Here is a 16,618-nt window from a genome sequence, read left to right as displayed (position 1 = left end):
CCAAAAGATGGTTTCAAGCATTAAAATTTGCTTGAAACCATTTTTTTGTTGGGTTTTTCCTTTCTTCTTTTATTGGATTGTTGCTTCTGGCGATAAACTTCCCCAGGTTCACCGTCATCAACGCAAATCCCAATTTATTTTTCACTTTCTCTTTGCCTCGCACGGAAAAACGCGAGAAGCACAAATTGGCCTTCAAGAAGCCGAACGCTGGTTCTACATCTATTTTACGTTTCCCGTAGATTTCACCAGTTTTTTCTTCTGAAAGCTTGTTTCGCACATAGATCGCGGAGTGGACAATCTGAACAGTCCTCACATTCGTAGACTTTAAATTTACGGATAAATCCGTATCTGTCCGGTAGCTAAACCGTACGTTTCTTCCGTTCGGACACACATACGCATCTTCAGCTTCGTTGTAATCCCAGTTGTCTACATGAAAAGCGCAGTTCAAAAAAGCTAGCTTTAATCGTATCGAGAAAAGGAATCAAAGTGCGTGTGTCGGTTGGGTTCGGAAACACATCATAAGCAAGTGCGCATTGGCCTTCTGTCGCAATTTGCGAATTGTAACCAACTTTCAATCAAAATATTCAATTTATTATACATTTAACAAAGCACCCACCCAGAGTGTAAATCACGGAGTGACACCTCAAAAACATTTAAGAGGTGACGAGTCTATTTAAATGATGATCATAAGAAAAAGGAAGCCAGTATCAACTGAGCCCCTTTTTTAATCAATAAAAATCTAATGACATCATACTTGTAGTCCAAGATACCTGGTTTAAGTTAGTCACTTTGCCTTTTTTTAAAATTTAATGATGAATATTACGCTCTTTATGGTATGATGGAAATGGTTATATTTTATTACATAGGAGGATGCAACATGCAAGAGGTTCAATTTACGATCAGTTTATTATTTTTTTGGGTGAAAGGGTCAATTCTCGTTGATAGTCGATTTGTGAAAGTAAATCTGGCTAATACGATACTTGGATTCATCCCAGCTGGTAGAGATCAACAGAATATACCACTAAAAAATATTTCTGGATCAATGTTATCAACAAAATATTTTATTAAACCATTTATTTTAGGACTAATTATCTTTTTTATTGGTTTAGGTACGATTGGAGATAGTTTTTTATTAGGTTTGATCATTGTTCTAATCGGACTTGGTATTGCAGCTAATGGTATACAAACGATCTTAGTTATTGAAAAAGCTGGCTCACCCTATCAAATTAGTGTGCCATTCTTTGAAAAGAAAAAGATGGAATTACTAAATGAGCAAATCCACAATGCTTTAAGTGATGATACTGATAAAACTGATTTAAACCAATTTTTTGATAAGAAAGTACAAGATTAATCTTTTTGGATAGGTGGATATTTTCACTTTAGAGTCCATAGAGCGATCTTTTATTTAGCTAATCAATTTTAAGCATTGCAACTGCAAATACTATTTATTATTATATTTATGACAGATTAACTAAGTAAGAGTTCAGCTTATCTTGCCTGAACTGGCCACAGGATCCACTCCTAAATTTTGAGTGAAATAATGAGTTGAAAGAGTGGGTCAATGGCTGGTTTAGGAATAAATTATCTAACATTCATCATGAAGATAAGAAAAAACACTCTAAAATAATGCCTCACTTTATCTCCGAAACTTTTATCCTTCTTCCCAATTGTTCAATAAATAATTTTTTTGAAATATAAAATCATATAAGTGTAGCTCAAAATTGATGAAAATAACCCCTTCTTTACTATATATAATTAGGGAATTTTTCGTGTGACAATTTACTATAGTACATGAATGAAAAATCCATAAATTGAATAGGAAGATTAAATTTGAACTAGAAAATTCACTAGGATGAATAGGCAGTATATTTGGGTTTCATTCACCCTTATGGTATGCTGTGAATAATTTCAGAGAAAAAGGAGTTGTGTTAATGACTGATTCAAAGCGATTCCGTCAAGCGATGGGGCAATTTGCAACGGGAATCACAGTTGTAAGTGCATGGAGTAAAGTAAATAATGATGTAAAAGGGATGACAGTCAATGCTTTTATGTCTTTATCATTAGACCCATTATTAATTGCAATCTCTTTACGAAATCAAGCAGCTTTTGTCGATGTGTTGACTGAAACCAATCAATTTGGTATTAGCGTACTTGCCGATCATCAAAAAGATCTCTCAATGATTTTTTCTAATCAAAAACAAGCTGAGCAACCTGTCGATTTTGATTATCTAGATCAAACACCGGTGATTCCTAATGCCCTGGTGCAAATAGTTTGTGAAAAGGAATCTGAAGTCGTAGCAGGTGATCATACAATATACATTGCAAAAGTAAAGCATTTGAAAACAAGTGAAGGTGACCCACTCATTTTTTATGGGGGACAGTACCGTAAGCTTGATTAAGTTTACTAAAAAGGAATCAATTCATTAGTTGTTTCAGATCATCAGAATAGGGTTTGTTACTTTGTTTTAGGTAACAGAACCCTATTTTTTATTTTGATTACTCCTTTGTTTTCCTTAATGGCCGTATCTTCCATCAATTTATTGCTATGGTCTGCGAAAGGCTATGGCAACATATATAGGATCATCGTGAATATAACTAATGCTTTAGTCAAAAGTGAGGGACTACGCTTTTTTGCCCTTCATTAAATTTTTATCGCTGTTTTTAGTCTGAATAAGTTATATAGTCCTTAATATGTGAAAAACCGCGTGCAATAGTAGCTGATTCATGGCTATCTGAACCTGGTATAAGTGGAATCCCCATTTCTTTCGCCTTGTTGGTGACTTGCTGGTTTGGGTAGATAGATTGGCAATCTGGCTTATATAAACCAGCAGTATTTAAATCCAATGCATAGTTTTTCTCCTTGATCAAATCCAGCAACTGATCGATAGGATTTAATTGGTTAATTTGGACGGGAAACTTTTTGGAAAATTTCTCGATTAAGGTTAAATGGCCAATCCTTGTTGGCTTGTAATACCCCAGGTTAGCTTCAATTGCCATCTTTAAGGTTTGGTAATATTGATGATATACCGATTCAACAGAACCAAATGCTTCAACAATAGATGAAAAAACTTCTGGACTGAAATCTAGGCAGCCATATTGACCTTCAGCAATCTTTAACATATGAACAGATAAAATTGAGTCATCAATTTGATCACCGTATAGATCTAAAAATTGTTTTGTCTCTTGTTCATAACCCTCAATATAATCAACCTCAAAACCAATATTAATTTTTATTTGATCTTGATATTTTATTTTCAACTCATTTCCTAGTTTTAAGTAGGTCGGTAAATCCCTCCAATTCATGGCACTATCCTGTTCAGGGACAGGATCAATGAATGAGCGGGGGAGTGGGGCATGTTCTGTAAAACTCAATTCCTCTAGTCCTAGTGCAATGGCTTTTAAAATATATTGCTCCCAATCATCGCTAGAACCGTGTGGGCAAAAGGGGGTATGTATATGATAATCACCAATAAACCGCATCTCAATTCCTCCTCGTTTCATATCTTGTATTATACAGAAAAATAGCTGTTGACAATTTTCATTTGTCAATGTAAAGTATAATAAAATACTTTACCGAAGTAAAGCAATAAAGTAATAAAGAACGGAAGTGAACCTATGTTTTTACCATCGGGAAGTCAAGATAGAATCGGAGAAAAACTAAATCATCAAGCAAAAGTTAACTCGATTTTTAGAAAAGTTGTCCAACAGAGAAACTATCATGCGATTGAAACACCAGTTGTTGAATATGCCCAAACCTTTACAAATCGCCATGTTGGGATGGAATTTAATAAATTATTGAAATGGTTCGATCGTGACGGGGAAATTGAAGTTTTACGGGCAGATTGGACGACGGCGATTGCGCGTGCACTCATGACTCAAAATCCAAGTCAATCAAAATGGTTCTATCAAGGTTCTGTTTTTCAAAACGATGAAAAGGGAATCGAAAGACAGCAAGCAGGCATTGAATTAATTAGAACAGATTTATTACTTGGTGAAATGGAAACTTTGTTTACTGCAGTTGATGTTCTAAAGGCATTATCAATCGATCAATATATGATTGAATTGGGTCATACAGGAATCTTTGATTATATGATAAAACCATTGGGGCTAAATGAAGATGAGGAAGAAAGCTTGCGTGTGGCAATGGATGATAAACAAGAAGATGTTGTTTTCCAACTCGCAGTTGAAAAAGGTCATCCATCAATAGCTAATCATTTAGTTAAGTTGATTCATGCATATGGTGGTAAGGAAATTCTAGTAGAATATCGGGAACACTGGAAGGATTCAGAAGAACTAGTCGAAATTATTGATCATCTCGAACAATTGGTAACATCACTTGAACAACTTGGTGTTCAAGATGTTATTGTTGACCTTGGTAGTGTTCGAAAATTACGTTACTACAGTGGAACGATGTTTAGTGGCTATTTGAAGAAAAATGGGGATGTTTGTTTTTCTGGTGGCAGATATGATCGGCTGTATGCTCAGTTTAACAAAGAGATCTCCGCAGTCGGCCTAGCCTTTTATGTTGATGTGTTGACAGCCATAATGGAGGATGAACCGGCGAAAAGGCAAGTTTGTTTATTGGCCTGTCCTAAAACTCATGTGAAAGCAGAAAAAATGCGCATGAATTTCCCTGATGCTCAAGTAGATATTCTTTATCAGCGGCCAAAAGAGCATCATTATGACCAAATTATTCATGTTCAAGACGAGGTGGAATCATGAAACCAGTTATAGCATTAACAAAAGGAAGACTTGAGAAACAATTTTTAGATTTCTTTTCATCCTTAGGCTATGAGATTAAACCATTAGTAGAAAAAGGACGAAAGTTGAGGGTTGAAACTGATCAATTTGAGTTTATCTTTGCTAAAGGAGTAGACGTAACAACTTATGTCCAATACGGAATTGCTGATCTTGGGGTTGTTGGTGGGGATATTTTAGCAGAATACCAACCCGATATTTACGATTTATTTCCACTTCCTTTTGGACATTGCCGTATGGCTGTTGCCAAAGAAAAAGATAAGAAATGGCCTACTCAAAAGAAAACAATTGCAAGCAAATACACAAAGATTACGAAGGCATTCTTCAAAGCGAATGGAGAATCCGTTGATATTATTAAATTAGAGGGATCGGTAGAATTAGCCCCAATATTAGGTTTAGCAGATGGTATTGTTGATATTGTAGAAACAGGAACGACATTAAAAGAAAACGGACTAATTATTGATGAAGAATTTTTAACTTTTAGTGCACGCTTAATCGCTAATCGCTCATCATTGAAGATTAAACGTGAAGAGTTAGGGGTAATCATCGAATCATTAAAACAAAAGGAGGCCTTTTAATTGATACGAATCTATCAAGCAAAGGAATTTGAATGTCAGTTATCTGAACAAAAAAAATCTAGTCTACAGTCTGATCAAGCTTATCAAGTGGCCAAAGAGGTGATTACAGCCATACAAGAGGAGGGGGATAAAGCCTTAGATCGGTATGTTGAGAAATTTGATGGTATCGTTCCGGAACATTACACCGTAACGGATCAAGAGAGAAAACAAGCATGGGCACAGGTTAATTCAAAAACAATCAAAGCTTTAGAACGGGCTGCTGATCATATTAAGGCTTTTCATACAAAACAATTAAAAACATCTAAATTTATGCAAAATGATTCGAATATAATCTCCGGTCAACTTTATACACCAATTGAAAAGGTTGGAATATACGTACCTGGAGGAACAGCATCTTATCCATCATCCGTACTCATGAATGCGATTCCTGCGGTTTTGGCTGGGGTTGATGAGGTTGTTATGGTGACACCCGCTAGAAATGGGGAGCAAATTGAACCGATCTTGTCTGTTGCTGCAGATATTTGTGGTGTGACAAGGATTTATAAAATTGGTGGCATTCAAGCTATTGCAGCACTTGCCTATGGTACTGAAACCATAAGACCAGTTGATAAAATTGTGGGCCCAGGTAATTCTTATGTCGCTGCTGCCAAGGCCTTAGTATATGGTGATGTAGGAATTGATATGATTGCAGGACCTTCAGAAGTGGCTATTATAGCAGATGAGACAGCTAACCCTGCATACGTAGCCGCCGATTTAATTGCCCAAGCAGAACATGATGTATTAGCAAGGTCCTTTCTGTTTACGACTTCGAATGATTTAATTAAAGCAACTGAAAAAGAACTAAAAGACCAGCTTGCTACTTTACCACGAGTTGAGATAGCTGCAACAGCCCTTAAAAATCAAGGGGGGCTTATCAAAGTTGATCATATTGAAGAAGCTTTTAGACTATCCAACCTATTAGCGCCAGAACATTTGGAAATCCAATTAAATAACCCGTTAAGCTATTTAGGTTATGTTAAACATGCAGGCTCAATATTCTTAGGCCATTATACGCCGGAATCACTAGGAGACTACTATGCAGGACCAAATCACGTGCTCCCGACATCCGGAACAGCGAAGTTTTCATCAGGCTTATCTGTTGACGATTTTGTTAAGAAATCGACTTTCTTATATTATAGCGAGCAAGCATTGAAACAAGCTGCTTTTGATGTTATGACTATTGCAGAAGAAGAACGGTTATCAGGCCATGCACGTGCTGTATCAAAACGGGTAAGTAATTGAGTCATGTGAAAAGAGGGAAATGAATGAGAGAAGCAAAGAAAACTAGAAAAACATTTGAAACAGAAGTTGAAGTAACCGTATCATTAGATGGTTCAAAAGAAGTAGAAATTGAGACTGGAATTGGCTTTTTTGATCATATGTTAACTTTATTTGCTAGCCATGGCCGGTTTGGGTTGCTTGTTAAGGCGAATGGTGATCTGGAAGTTGACGGACACCACACAGTTGAAGATGTAGGGATTGTTATTGGTCAACTGGTCAAAGAAGCTCTCGGCGATAAAGAACAAATTAATCGTTATGGGACAGCATATGTTCCAATGGATGAGGCCTTGGGATTTGTCTCACTTGATATTAGCGGACGCCCTTACTTAGTTTTTGATGCTGAATTAACAAATCAAAAACTAGGAAACTTTGATACAGAGTTAGTTAGAGAATTCTTACAAGCCTTTTCAACCCATGCAGGAATTACCTTGCACACAAGGGTTCTTTATGGCATAAACACGCACCATAAAATTGAAGCCATATTTAAAGCATTAGGTAAGGCATTTGGTGAGGCAATCAAAATCAATCCGGAGATTAAAGGAATTAACTCTACTAAAGGATTAATAGAATAAACTGATTGCACGATCATTTCGTATATTTTCATTATTTAAACACAATACACCTATCAACTGTGTATTAGGTCTATAAAATAGAATGACTTTCCTCAATCATTGAGAGAAAAATTCAATCCTTGTTCCATTACACTTTATGGCAACCTACGAGTTAATAAAATATAGAAGAAATAAATGTGAAGGAGTGTTGAAATGAGAGTTATACCAGCAATTGATTTGCTCAATGGAAAATGCGTTCGACTATATCAAGGTAACTTTAATCATACAGAACAGGTTGCCGATAACCCGATTAAGCAATTGCAACGGTTTATTGATGACGGTGCCGAGATTGTTCATATTGTCGATCTTGATGGTGCACGTGATCAGAACAACAGACAATATCGATTAATTGAACAACTTTGTGAAAAATCCTCTATTCCAATTCAAATCGGTGGTGGAATTCGTACGATGGATACGGTTGATCAGTTAATCAATAATGGAGCAAGTCGATTAGTCGTTGGGACGGCAGCATTGGAGGACTTAAACTTTTTGAAACAAGCGATTACCAAATACCCCGAGGCAATTGTTGTTGGAATTGATGCGAAAAATAGGAAAGTAGCAAGCCATGGATGGGAGACGGTCACCGCTGTTGACTATATTGAATTTGCTCAACAAATGGAAAGTCTAGGTGCTCAAACGATTGTTTTTACTGATATATCCAAAGATGGGACGATGTCTGGACCCAATTTAGAGCAGCTAGAGGAATTGAATAGTGCTGTGAACTGTAAGATTATTGCTTCTGGAGGTATTAGCCAGTATGATGATATTAAAGCAATCTCAGAAATTGGAATTAGTGAAGCGATTGTAGGTAAGGCTATTTACCAAGGGAAAATTACTTTACAAGGAGTCCGTCAGTTATGAAAGTTAAACGAATTATTCCCTGTTTAGATATAAAAGATGGCCAAGTTGTTAAAGGAACGCATTTTGTTTCTTTAAGACAATTAGGTGACCCCGTATCAATGGCGAAAGCATATTCTGAATCAGGTGCTGATGAACTGATACTTTTAGATATCTCAGCAACCAATGAAGCAAGGAAGAACAAGTTGAAACTGGTTGAGCAAGTGAAGCAAGTGATTTCAATTCCGTTAACTGTAGGTGGTGGCATCAGTTCACTAACTGATATTACTGATGCTTTACAAGCTGGTGCAGATAAAGTCAGTATAAATTCAGCTGCTGTTAATCAACCGGACTTGATCAATGAAACAGTTGTTAAATTTGGCTTTCCCATCTTAACAATTGCGATTGATGCCAAAAAAGTAGATGGTGGTTGGCATGTGATGACCCACGGTGGAAAAAAGGATACAGGAATAGATGTTATTCAGTGGGCAAAAGAAGTAGCCAAGCGTGGAGCAAGCGAAATATTATTAACAAGTATGGATCGTGATGGAGTAAAATCAGGTTACGATCTTGAATTAACGAAAGTTGTTGTAGATGCAGTAAATATTCCGGTTATTGCATCTGGTGGAGTAGGTTCACCTAAACATTTTGTTGAAGTTTTTCAACAAACCAATGCTTCAGCAGGTTTGGCAGCTTCAATTTTTCATGAGGGGATCTATACAATTAAAGACGTTAAACAACTTTGTAAAGAAAGTGGGGTGACAATTCATGAAACCTGATTTTTCAAAAGGATTAGTTCCTGCAATAATTGTTGATGTCAAGACAAAAGAAGTGCTTATGTTAGCTTATATGAATGAGGAAGCTTATCAAAAGACTTGTTCAACAGGGGAAACCTGGTTTTATTCTCGCTCACGTGAATCATTATGGCACAAAGGAGAAACTTCAGGCCATACACAAAAAGTAGAGTCTATATCGCTTGATTGTGATCAAGATACACTGTTAATAGAAGTCACTCCAAATGGTCCGGCATGTCACACGGGAATGAAAAGTTGCTTTTTTAATTCAATTCAAGCGAACAGTTCCAATCATAATTATGATGAGGCGATCTTTGAACATGTATTAAAAGAGATTAATGATCGAAAACAAACACGAGTGGAAGGATCGTATACAAATTATTTGTTTGACAAAGGCATCGATAAAATTAGTAAGAAAGTTATTGAAGAAGCTGGGGAAGTGGTAATTGCGGCTAAAAATAATAACCACGATGAACTTGTTTTAGAAATTTGTGATCTTTTTTATCACACCTTTGTTATGATGGAGCAACAAGACATTGCTTTAACCGATATAAAAGGAGAATTATCGAAGCGCTTTTGTAAAAAAGCGAATAGTAAAGGTGACCGGTCAAAAATTGATAAGTGGTAAGCTTTTTGTTAACCGTAATTATATTATGTAAACTAAATAAACGATTAAATAATCGGACAGGTGAGTAACCCGTCCGATTATTTTTCCGACCAATTTTGTTCAATAAATTGATCACGACCAGAGAGGGCGCGGTCCTCTTCATAATCGACTTGATTTTTCTTGTAGTAGTCTTGATGATATGATTCTGCTAGATAGAAGGTCGTACTAGGCAGAATTTCTGTCACGATTGGCTGCTTAAAACGCTTGCTGTCTTCAAGTTTCTTTTTAGACTGTTGAGCAAGTCTTTTTTGTTCCTCATTATGATAAAATATCGCTGTTCGATATTGTGGGCCACGATCATGGAACTGTCCATTTGGGTCAGTAGGATCAATTTGCGGCCAATATAAGGCCAGTATTTGCTCGTAGCTTATTTGGTCAGGATCATATGTAATTTGAACAGCTTCATAGTGACCTGTGTCTCCTTTTTTTACTTGTTCATATGTGGGGTTCGTTACATGTCCGCCAATATAGCCAGATTTAACAGACTCAACTCCTGGCCATTGATCAAATGGTTTTACCATACACCAGAAACACCCACCAGCAAAGGTTGCTATTTCTTTATGATTCATTAGTTAAAACTCCTTTGTTCTTTTTTTATAGATTGACTGACTGCTAGTCCCGATTTTTTCAATTAACACCCAAGGGGACTGAGTGAAGATTCATTTAATGTCATTATCTGTTATCGGATTGTTTGTCTCAAAATAATTAAGTGCAAACTGATAAAATACGTCTTCAGAAGGTGACAATTTCCGATGTTTGGGTGTGATTAGGCCAACACTTCTTTCTAAATTCGGGCTACTTATTGGGATTTTCACGGTATAAGGTGACTTAAATTCTCCGATAGCACTTTCCGGTAAAATGGTAATCCCTATGCCTGTAGCTACCATCCCTTTAACAGCCTCTAAATCTCCACCTTGACTGATGACCTGTGGTTCAAAACCAACTGAATGACAGGCCTCAACAACTAGTTCTTCAAAAACATAGCCTCTCGGAAATAAAACAAAATTCTCTTCTTTTAGCTCTGTCAAGTAAATACTCTTTCTTTTAGCCAGTCGATGTTGGCTAGGAATGAGTAAATACATTTTCTCATAAAAAAGAGTCCGTCCGTTAATTAGAGGGTCATCAGTAATCACTGGGCCAATAAAGGCAATGTTCAATTCTCTTCTTTTTACAGCATCAATTAAAAATTGATAGGTCCCTTGTCGTAATTGGAACTGTATGTCAGGGTAGTTCATTTTAAATTCATTGAGAAGTGGTGGGAGTAGACTCCTTGCTAAGCTAGTAGGAAAGCCAATTTTTATTGACCCTCTTTCAGGATCAATGTATTCATCTATTTGCTTTTTCGCATATTCAATGGATTTGATTGCTTCCTTGGCATGGATTAAAAAGACTTTTCCAATTGGTAATAGCTTAACATTCCGTCCCTTTCGTTCAAACAATTGGACCCCCAATTCTTTTTCTAAATTTGTAATTTGTCGACTAATGGCTGATTGAGCAATACCCAAATGTTCTGCAGCCTCAGACATATGTTCACGTTCAGCTACTTCAATGAAATATTTTAATTGTCTTAATTCCATTTATATTCCCCTCACCATTGACTTTATTCAAATAATATAGCTTGTTGGTGTTCATGACCAAAGTTTCATTATATTATAGCGATATTTTTCCGATTCGACAATGTTTGATCAATTACTTAGGCTAATTGTTTTTTGTATTTTTAGAATTTTCTTATAAAAAAGACCTTGTCAGCTACTATTAAAAAGTAATAGAATAGATATATTAATTATTTATAGGTATTATGAATTTAATTCATAATATATAAAACTTATCAATAGATGAATTGAGGGAAAGGCATGAAATCATTTAATTTTACTGTATCTGAAGTAATGACTAAAAAAACTAAACCAGCAAGTAATCAATTAGCGTTTGGTAAATATTTTACTGATCATATGTTTGTGATGGAATATCATCACAAAAAAGGGTGGTATGATGGACAAATCGTCCCTTACCAACCTCTTACACTCGATCCAGCATCGATGGTTTTTCATTATGGACAAACCGTTTTTGAAGGATTAAAAGCATACGCAACAGCAAATGGGGAGATCCAATTATTTCGTCCTGAAGAGAATATAAAAAGATTGAATCGCTCAAATGTAAGAATGTGTATCCCACCAATAGACCCAGATCTTGCTTTAAGTGCAATTAAAGAATTAGTTAAGTTAGAAAAGGATTGGGTACCAAAGGCTGAGGGAACTTCACTTTATATTCGCCCATTTATCATTGCCACAGAACCTAACTTAGGGGTAGAGGCTGCCAAGCAATATAAATTTGTTGTTATTTTATCACCAGTAGGTTCATATTATAAAGAAGGAATTAATCCTGTCAAAATCGCTGTCGAAAATGACTACATTCGTTCCGTAGAAGGTGGTACAGGAGAAGCAAAAACAGCTGGAAACTATGCTGGTAGTTTGATCGCACAAGAAATAGCGGAAAAGGAAGGTTATGCGCAAGTGCTTTGGTTAGACGCCCATGAGAAAAAGTATATTGAAGAGGTCGGAAGTATGAATGTCTTCTTCAAAATTGATGGGGAAATAATAACGCCGAAGTTAAATGGAAGTATTTTACCTGGTGTGACTCGTAAGTCTGTTATTCAACTACTAGAATACTGGGACCTTCCGATAACCGAAAGAAAGATTTCAATTGAAGAAATCGTAGAAGCTCATCAAGCAGGGCATTTAGAAGAGGCATTTGGTACAGGTACAGCTGCGGTAATTTCTCCGATTGGTGAATTAAACTATAATGGAGAAAAACTGTCGATAAATAATCAAAAGACAGGTGAGATTGCGAAAAGGTTATACGATACAATTACAGGCATCCAGTATGGAAAGATTGCGGATACCTTTGGCTGGATTAATATAATATCATAGGATTAAAGAATGACTCCTTAATAAACTAGCTTAAAAGTTATGATCAGAAATGGCTTATCATGCAACATATAGTTTTTCCTAGATTAACTAGCTCGCTACACCCTACTGAATGAAGATTTACTTAATGATGATGGAGATTTGAAATGAACTGATTTTTCTGATAAATACCTTGACAACCATAGAAAGCTTGTAGATAATAGAATTAATCTCATAACTAGAACAATAGTGATAAAGACCAAGTAAATAAATGATGTAAGCTAAGAGAATGGAATGCACCGGCTGAAACATTCCACTATTACCGCTCTTTATTGAATCCTGTCTTTTGAATTGTTAATCGAATTAACCGCTCAGATAAAGGGCGTTATCAATAATCAAGTGGATAAGTGGGAACTTATCAATGATGGTGGTACCGCGGAAAACTGTTTTTTCGTCCATTACATTGGGTTGTAATGGATGTAAAACAGTTTTTTTATAGTTTGAATTTAATGAGCAATAAGTTTGTTTTTAAAAATTGAAAGAAGGTCATTTTGGTGAAACAGAAGCGTGTTGTTGTAAAAATAGGAAGTAGCTCCCTAACCCAAGCGGATGGGACTTTATCACTTGAAAAGTTAATGGCCCATAGCCAAGCGATTGCACGTTTAATGGATAGCGGGGTTGAAGTAATTTTGATTTCTTCTGGTGCGGTATCTGCGGGTTTTCACCTCTTGGGCTACTCTAGTCGACCAGTTACGGTTGCTGGTAAGCAAGCAGCTGCGGCAGTTGGCCAAGGGTTATTAGTTGAAGCTTACAATTATGCTTTTAAAAAATTTGATTATATAACCGCACAACTATTATTGACTAGAGATAACTTTTCTAATGAGGAACAATTCTCTAATATTTATCAGACAATTACGGAATTATTGAAGCGAAAAGTTTTACCCATCATTAATGAAAATGATTCTGTTTCAATCGAAGAATTAACTTTTGGTGATAATGATATGCTATCTGCACTAGTCAGTGGCCTAATTAATGCTGATGCTCTTATTATGTTAACTGATATCAATGGGATTTACGATAAAAATCCTTACCTTAACCACGACGCCAAACGATATCAGATGATTAATTATATTTCCGATCAACTCATTGAACAAACGAGCCAAGATTCTGGCTCAAAAGTAGGAACAGGTGGAATGAAATCAAAACTAATTGCGGCTAAAATGGCCTCGACATTAGGCGTAAATTGTTTTATCGGTAAGGGCGAAGGAGAAAATACATTAATTAATATCTTAAACGGGGATGGTGATGGCACATATATCGGAAATAAGCATCGACCCCACGTAAGAAAGCATAAACAGTGGATTGCTTTTCATTCCGAAATAAGTGGGAAGATTCTAATTGATGATGGAGCAAAACAGGCTCTTTTATCTGAAGGGAAGAGTCTTCTAGCAGCAGGTATCTTGGCGGTTGAAAAAGTATTTGATTCAGATGATGTTGTTGAAATTTATTATAATAAGCAGCTAGTTGCTAAGGGACAGGTTAATTACTCCTCAGAGCAAATCAACGAAGTAAAAGGGTTGAGTAGTACAGAAGCAATGGCAATAACGGGTTGTAGTAAGCCAGAAGTGATTCACCGAGACAAACTCATTTTGACTATTTAGGAGGCGGAAAATTGATTAGTTTAGAACAAATGGGTAAACAAGCAAAAGCAGCGAGTACAATTTTAGCAAACACCTTAACGGAAGATAAAAATCAGGCTTTACGATTAATTGCTGAACAACTGTTATTAGAGCAAGATGATATTTTAAAAGCTAATAGAAAAGATATTGAGCGTGCAAAGCAAAATAATATTTCAAATGCAGTGATTGACCGTATTCAATTGACACCAGAGCGAATCAAGAATATAAGTGAGGCTTTAATTCAATTAATTGAATTAGCTGACCCTATCGGTCAACCATTAGATAGTTGGCAACTTGAAAGTGGAATTGAGCTGAAAAAACTGGCAGTCCCTATCGGTGTCATCGGGATTATTTATGAAGCAAGACCTAATGTGACAGTTGACGCCGCTGCTCTGTGTATCAAAACAGGAAATGCTGTTATTTTACGTGGGAGTTCCTCAGCTATTGACTCGAATATAGCAATTGTCAATGCGATTCGTTCAGCATTAGGAAAATCAAATATCCCGGTAGATAGTGTTCAACTATTAGAAGATACCAGTCGTCAGACAGCTGAGGAAATGTTCCGTTTGAATCAATATATAGATGTGCTTATTCCTCGGGGAAGTCAGAATTTAATTGAAACAGTTATTGCTAAATCATCTATTCCAGTTCTTGAAACCGGAGCTGGGAACTGTCATATGTATGTTGCCAAAGATGCAGATCAAGAGATGGCGATTAAACTTGTGATTAATGCAAAAACTCAAAGACCATCAGTGTGCAACGCTATTGAAACTGTATTAATAGATAATGGCTGGTTCGATCATTATGGAGAAGCTTTAATCCAAGCCTTACAAAATGAAGGGGTGGAAATTCATGGTGATCAAACAGTCAAATCAATGGACCCAACCGTTATTGTGGCAACAGAAGCAGACTGGGAAACAGAATATTTGGATCGAATTATTGCGATGAAGGTCGTAGAATCTATAGATGAAGCGATTGCTCATATCAATCAATATGGAACAAAACATTCAGAGGCTATTATCACGGAATCAAATGATCGTGCTGTAAAGTTTTTAAATGAAGTAGATGCGGCATGTGTCTACCACAATGCTTCGACACGATTTACTGATGGATTTGAATTTGGATTTGGTGCTGAAATTGGTATTAGTACACAGAAACTTCATGCACGAGGCCCAATGGGGTTACAAGCTTTGACTTCATCAAAATATCAGTTATTTGGTAATGGTCAATACAAAAAATAAATGATATCAGTCGCTTTATCCATAATGTTTATTGTACCCTTGATCGATAATTACCAACAAAAAGTGCTTATGATGCATTTAGTTGGGTAAGGTTAGTCATTTTGTGATTTATATGAACTAAATTGATTATTCTTAATGAAAGAATTGTTTTTTTACGGTAAAATAGGTTCAAGAGATAAAGTGGAATTGAACAGTCAGTAAAAAACCCGATTCGTTCATCTAACACTCAGGGAGGATGAAAAACCCCCTGAGTAAAGATTCACTTTATTGCTTAAATAGGAGGAAAGATATTGTGAGTAAAATATTAATATTCGGACACAAAAATCCAGATACGGACACGATTACTTCGGCAATTGTCTATAGTTATTTAAAAAATCAACTAGGTGAGAATACAGAAGCAGTTGCTTTAGGCGAACCAAATAGTGAGACAAGCTTTGCTCTTGACTACTTTAATGTTGCTGCACCTAGAGTTGTAACAACTGTAGCGAATGAAACTGAAGCAGTTATTTTAGTCGATCATAATGAAAAACAACAGAGTGCAAGTGATATTGATCAAGTCAAGGTAAAAGAAGTTATCGATCACCATCGAATCGCTAATTTTGAGACGGCTGATCCACTTTATTACCGAGCAGAGCCAGTCGGTTGTACTGCAACTATTTTAAATAAGTTATTTAAAGAACATAAGATTGAAGTCCGCAAAGACATAGCTGGCTTGATGTTATCTGCTATTATTTCTGATTCCTTGTTATTCAAATCACCAACATGCACAGATGAAGATATAGCTGCTGCAAAAGAATTAGCAGTCATCGCTGATGTTGATCTTGATCAATATGGTCTTGAAATGCTGAAGGCTGGGGCTGATTTAAGTGGTAAATCGATTGAAGAATTGCTTTCTCTTGATGCGAAACAATTTGAAATGGGTTCAAATGTGATTGAAGTTGCTCAAATAAATACAGTTGATCCAGATGAGTTACTCATGAAAGAAGAAGAGATAAAGGTTGCGATTTCTAAGCAAATTCAAGATAAAAATATTAACCTCTTTGTGTTAATGATTACTGACATCCTATCTAATGACTCTATTGTTATCGGATTGGGTGATCAAGCAAATGCAATCAATCAAGCTTTTAATGTGAAATTAATTGATAATAAAGTAACTTTACCTGGTGTAGTATCACGTAAAAAGCAGATTATTCCTCAATTAACTGAAATATTATCTTAATTCATGTCGGG

The 16,618-nt window shown here is 36.1% G+C and carries 17 protein-coding genes and 1 pseudogene; 13 read left to right on the top strand and 5 right to left on the bottom strand.

All coding sequences use genetic code 11. The features are described 5' to 3' along the window. Positions 1 to 13: 13 nt before the first annotated feature. Together KQI76_RS12100 and KQI76_RS12095 are read right to left on the bottom strand one after the other, a co-directional pair. Positions 14 to 313, bottom strand: a complete 300-nt coding sequence (locus KQI76_RS12100) for a transposase (protein WP_483860908.1) — start codon at positions 311 to 313, stop codon at positions 14 to 16. Next, a pseudogene (locus KQI76_RS12095) lies at positions 270 to 436 on the bottom strand (transposase); the annotation flags it as partial. The gene KQI76_RS12100 and the pseudogene KQI76_RS12095, both read right to left, overlap by 44 nt. A 441-nt stretch (positions 437 to 877) precedes the next feature. Between KQI76_RS12095 and KQI76_RS03270 the strand changes: the two are divergent. Together KQI76_RS03270 and KQI76_RS03265 are read left to right on the top strand one after the other, a co-directional pair. Continuing rightward, complete coding sequence (locus KQI76_RS03270) at positions 878 to 1,351, top strand: hypothetical protein (protein ID WP_216398877.1); 474 nt, start codon at positions 878 to 880, stop codon at positions 1,349 to 1,351. A gap of 580 nt (positions 1,352 to 1,931) precedes the next feature. Then, on the top strand, positions 1,932 to 2,399 hold the full coding sequence (locus tag KQI76_RS03265; protein WP_216398876.1) for a flavin reductase family protein: 468 nt from the start codon (positions 1,932 to 1,934) through the stop codon (positions 2,397 to 2,399). A 262-nt stretch (positions 2,400 to 2,661) separates the two neighbouring features. Here KQI76_RS03265 and hisJ read toward each other — a convergent pair whose 3' ends face one another. After that, positions 2,662 to 3,480: a histidinol-phosphatase HisJ gene (hisJ, locus tag KQI76_RS03260; protein WP_216398875.1), complete on the bottom strand. Its 819-nt coding sequence runs from the start codon at positions 3,478 to 3,480 to the stop codon at positions 2,662 to 2,664. 135 nt (positions 3,481 to 3,615) lie between these two features. On the opposite strand from hisJ, the gene KQI76_RS03255 reads away from it, so the two are divergent. From KQI76_RS03255 to hisIE, 7 genes are all read left to right on the top strand, one after another. Further along, positions 3,616 to 4,722 carry an ATP phosphoribosyltransferase regulatory subunit gene (locus tag KQI76_RS03255; protein WP_216398874.1) on the top strand — a complete coding sequence of 369 codons (1,107 nt, stop codon included), beginning with the start codon at positions 3,616 to 3,618 and terminating at the stop codon, positions 4,720 to 4,722. Continuing rightward, on the top strand, positions 4,719 to 5,336 hold the full coding sequence (gene hisG / locus KQI76_RS03250; RefSeq protein ID WP_216398873.1) for an ATP phosphoribosyltransferase: 618 nt from the start codon (positions 4,719 to 4,721) through the stop codon (positions 5,334 to 5,336). Before KQI76_RS03255 ends, hisG begins: the two co-directional genes overlap by 4 nt. Then, entirely contained in the window at positions 5,337 to 6,617 is a 1,281-nt protein-coding gene (gene hisD, locus KQI76_RS03245) for a histidinol dehydrogenase (RefSeq protein ID WP_216398872.1), read from the top strand. It begins immediately after the preceding gene. Positions 6,618 to 6,640: 23 nt separating this feature from the next. Further along, complete coding sequence (hisB, locus tag KQI76_RS03240) at positions 6,641 to 7,228, top strand: imidazoleglycerol-phosphate dehydratase HisB (RefSeq protein ID WP_216398871.1); 588 nt, start codon at positions 6,641 to 6,643, stop codon at positions 7,226 to 7,228. 192 nt (positions 7,229 to 7,420) lie between these two features. Further along, the gene (gene hisA, locus KQI76_RS03235) at positions 7,421 to 8,128 is read left to right on the top strand and encodes a 1-(5-phosphoribosyl)-5-[(5-phosphoribosylamino)methylideneamino]imidazole-4-carboxamide isomerase (RefSeq protein ID WP_216398870.1); all 708 of its coding nucleotides are present in this window, start codon (positions 7,421 to 7,423) and stop codon (positions 8,126 to 8,128) included. Next, on the top strand, positions 8,125 to 8,883 hold the full coding sequence (gene hisF, locus KQI76_RS03230; protein WP_216398869.1) for an imidazole glycerol phosphate synthase subunit HisF: 759 nt from the start codon (positions 8,125 to 8,127) through the stop codon (positions 8,881 to 8,883). The genes hisA and hisF overlap by 4 nt, the downstream gene beginning before the upstream one ends. Next, positions 8,873 to 9,526 carry a bifunctional phosphoribosyl-AMP cyclohydrolase/phosphoribosyl-ATP diphosphatase HisIE gene (gene hisIE, locus KQI76_RS03225; RefSeq protein WP_216398868.1) on the top strand — a complete coding sequence of 218 codons (654 nt, stop codon included), beginning with the start codon at positions 8,873 to 8,875 and terminating at the stop codon, positions 9,524 to 9,526. The genes hisF and hisIE overlap by 11 nt, the downstream gene beginning before the upstream one ends. 77 nt (positions 9,527 to 9,603) lie before the next feature. Here hisIE and msrA read toward each other — a convergent pair whose 3' ends face one another. Continuing rightward, positions 9,604 to 10,134 carry a peptide-methionine (S)-S-oxide reductase MsrA gene (gene msrA, locus KQI76_RS03220; RefSeq protein WP_216398867.1) on the bottom strand — a complete coding sequence of 177 codons (531 nt, stop codon included), beginning with the start codon at positions 10,132 to 10,134 and terminating at the stop codon, positions 9,604 to 9,606. A 90-nt stretch (positions 10,135 to 10,224) separates the two neighbouring features. Then, on the bottom strand, positions 10,225 to 11,142 hold the full coding sequence (gene gltC / locus KQI76_RS03215; RefSeq protein ID WP_216398866.1) for a glutamate biosynthesis transcriptional regulator GltC: 918 nt from the start codon (positions 11,140 to 11,142) through the stop codon (positions 10,225 to 10,227). Between the two features lie 276 nt (positions 11,143 to 11,418). Here gltC and KQI76_RS03210 point away from each other — a divergent pair, with 276 nt between their 5' ends. From KQI76_RS03210 to KQI76_RS03195, 4 genes are all read left to right on the top strand, one after another. Beyond that, a complete protein-coding gene (locus KQI76_RS03210) occupies positions 11,419 to 12,492 on the top strand; it encodes a branched-chain amino acid aminotransferase (protein WP_216398865.1) in 1,074 nt (357 codons plus the stop codon). Between the two features lie 530 nt (positions 12,493 to 13,022). Beyond that, complete coding sequence (gene proB / locus KQI76_RS03205; protein ID WP_216398864.1) at positions 13,023 to 14,129, top strand: glutamate 5-kinase; 1,107 nt, start codon at positions 13,023 to 13,025, stop codon at positions 14,127 to 14,129. 11 nt (positions 14,130 to 14,140) lie between these two features. Then, the gene (locus KQI76_RS03200) at positions 14,141 to 15,388 is read left to right on the top strand and encodes a glutamate-5-semialdehyde dehydrogenase (RefSeq protein WP_216398863.1); all 1,248 of its coding nucleotides are present in this window, start codon (positions 14,141 to 14,143) and stop codon (positions 15,386 to 15,388) included. A 292-nt stretch (positions 15,389 to 15,680) separates the two neighbouring features. Then, on the top strand, positions 15,681 to 16,607 hold the full coding sequence (locus tag KQI76_RS03195) for a manganese-dependent inorganic pyrophosphatase (RefSeq protein ID WP_216398862.1): 927 nt from the start codon (positions 15,681 to 15,683) through the stop codon (positions 16,605 to 16,607). Positions 16,608 to 16,618: the final 11 nt, after the last annotated feature.

This window comes from Amphibacillus sp. MSJ-3, from assembly GCF_018919165.1.
In the GTDB taxonomy this organism is placed as follows: Bacteria; Bacillota; Bacilli; order Bacillales; family Amphibacillaceae; genus Amphibacillus.
The sequence above is the reverse complement of the archived record's forward strand: the minus strand, read 5'-3'. Positions and strand labels throughout refer to the sequence as shown.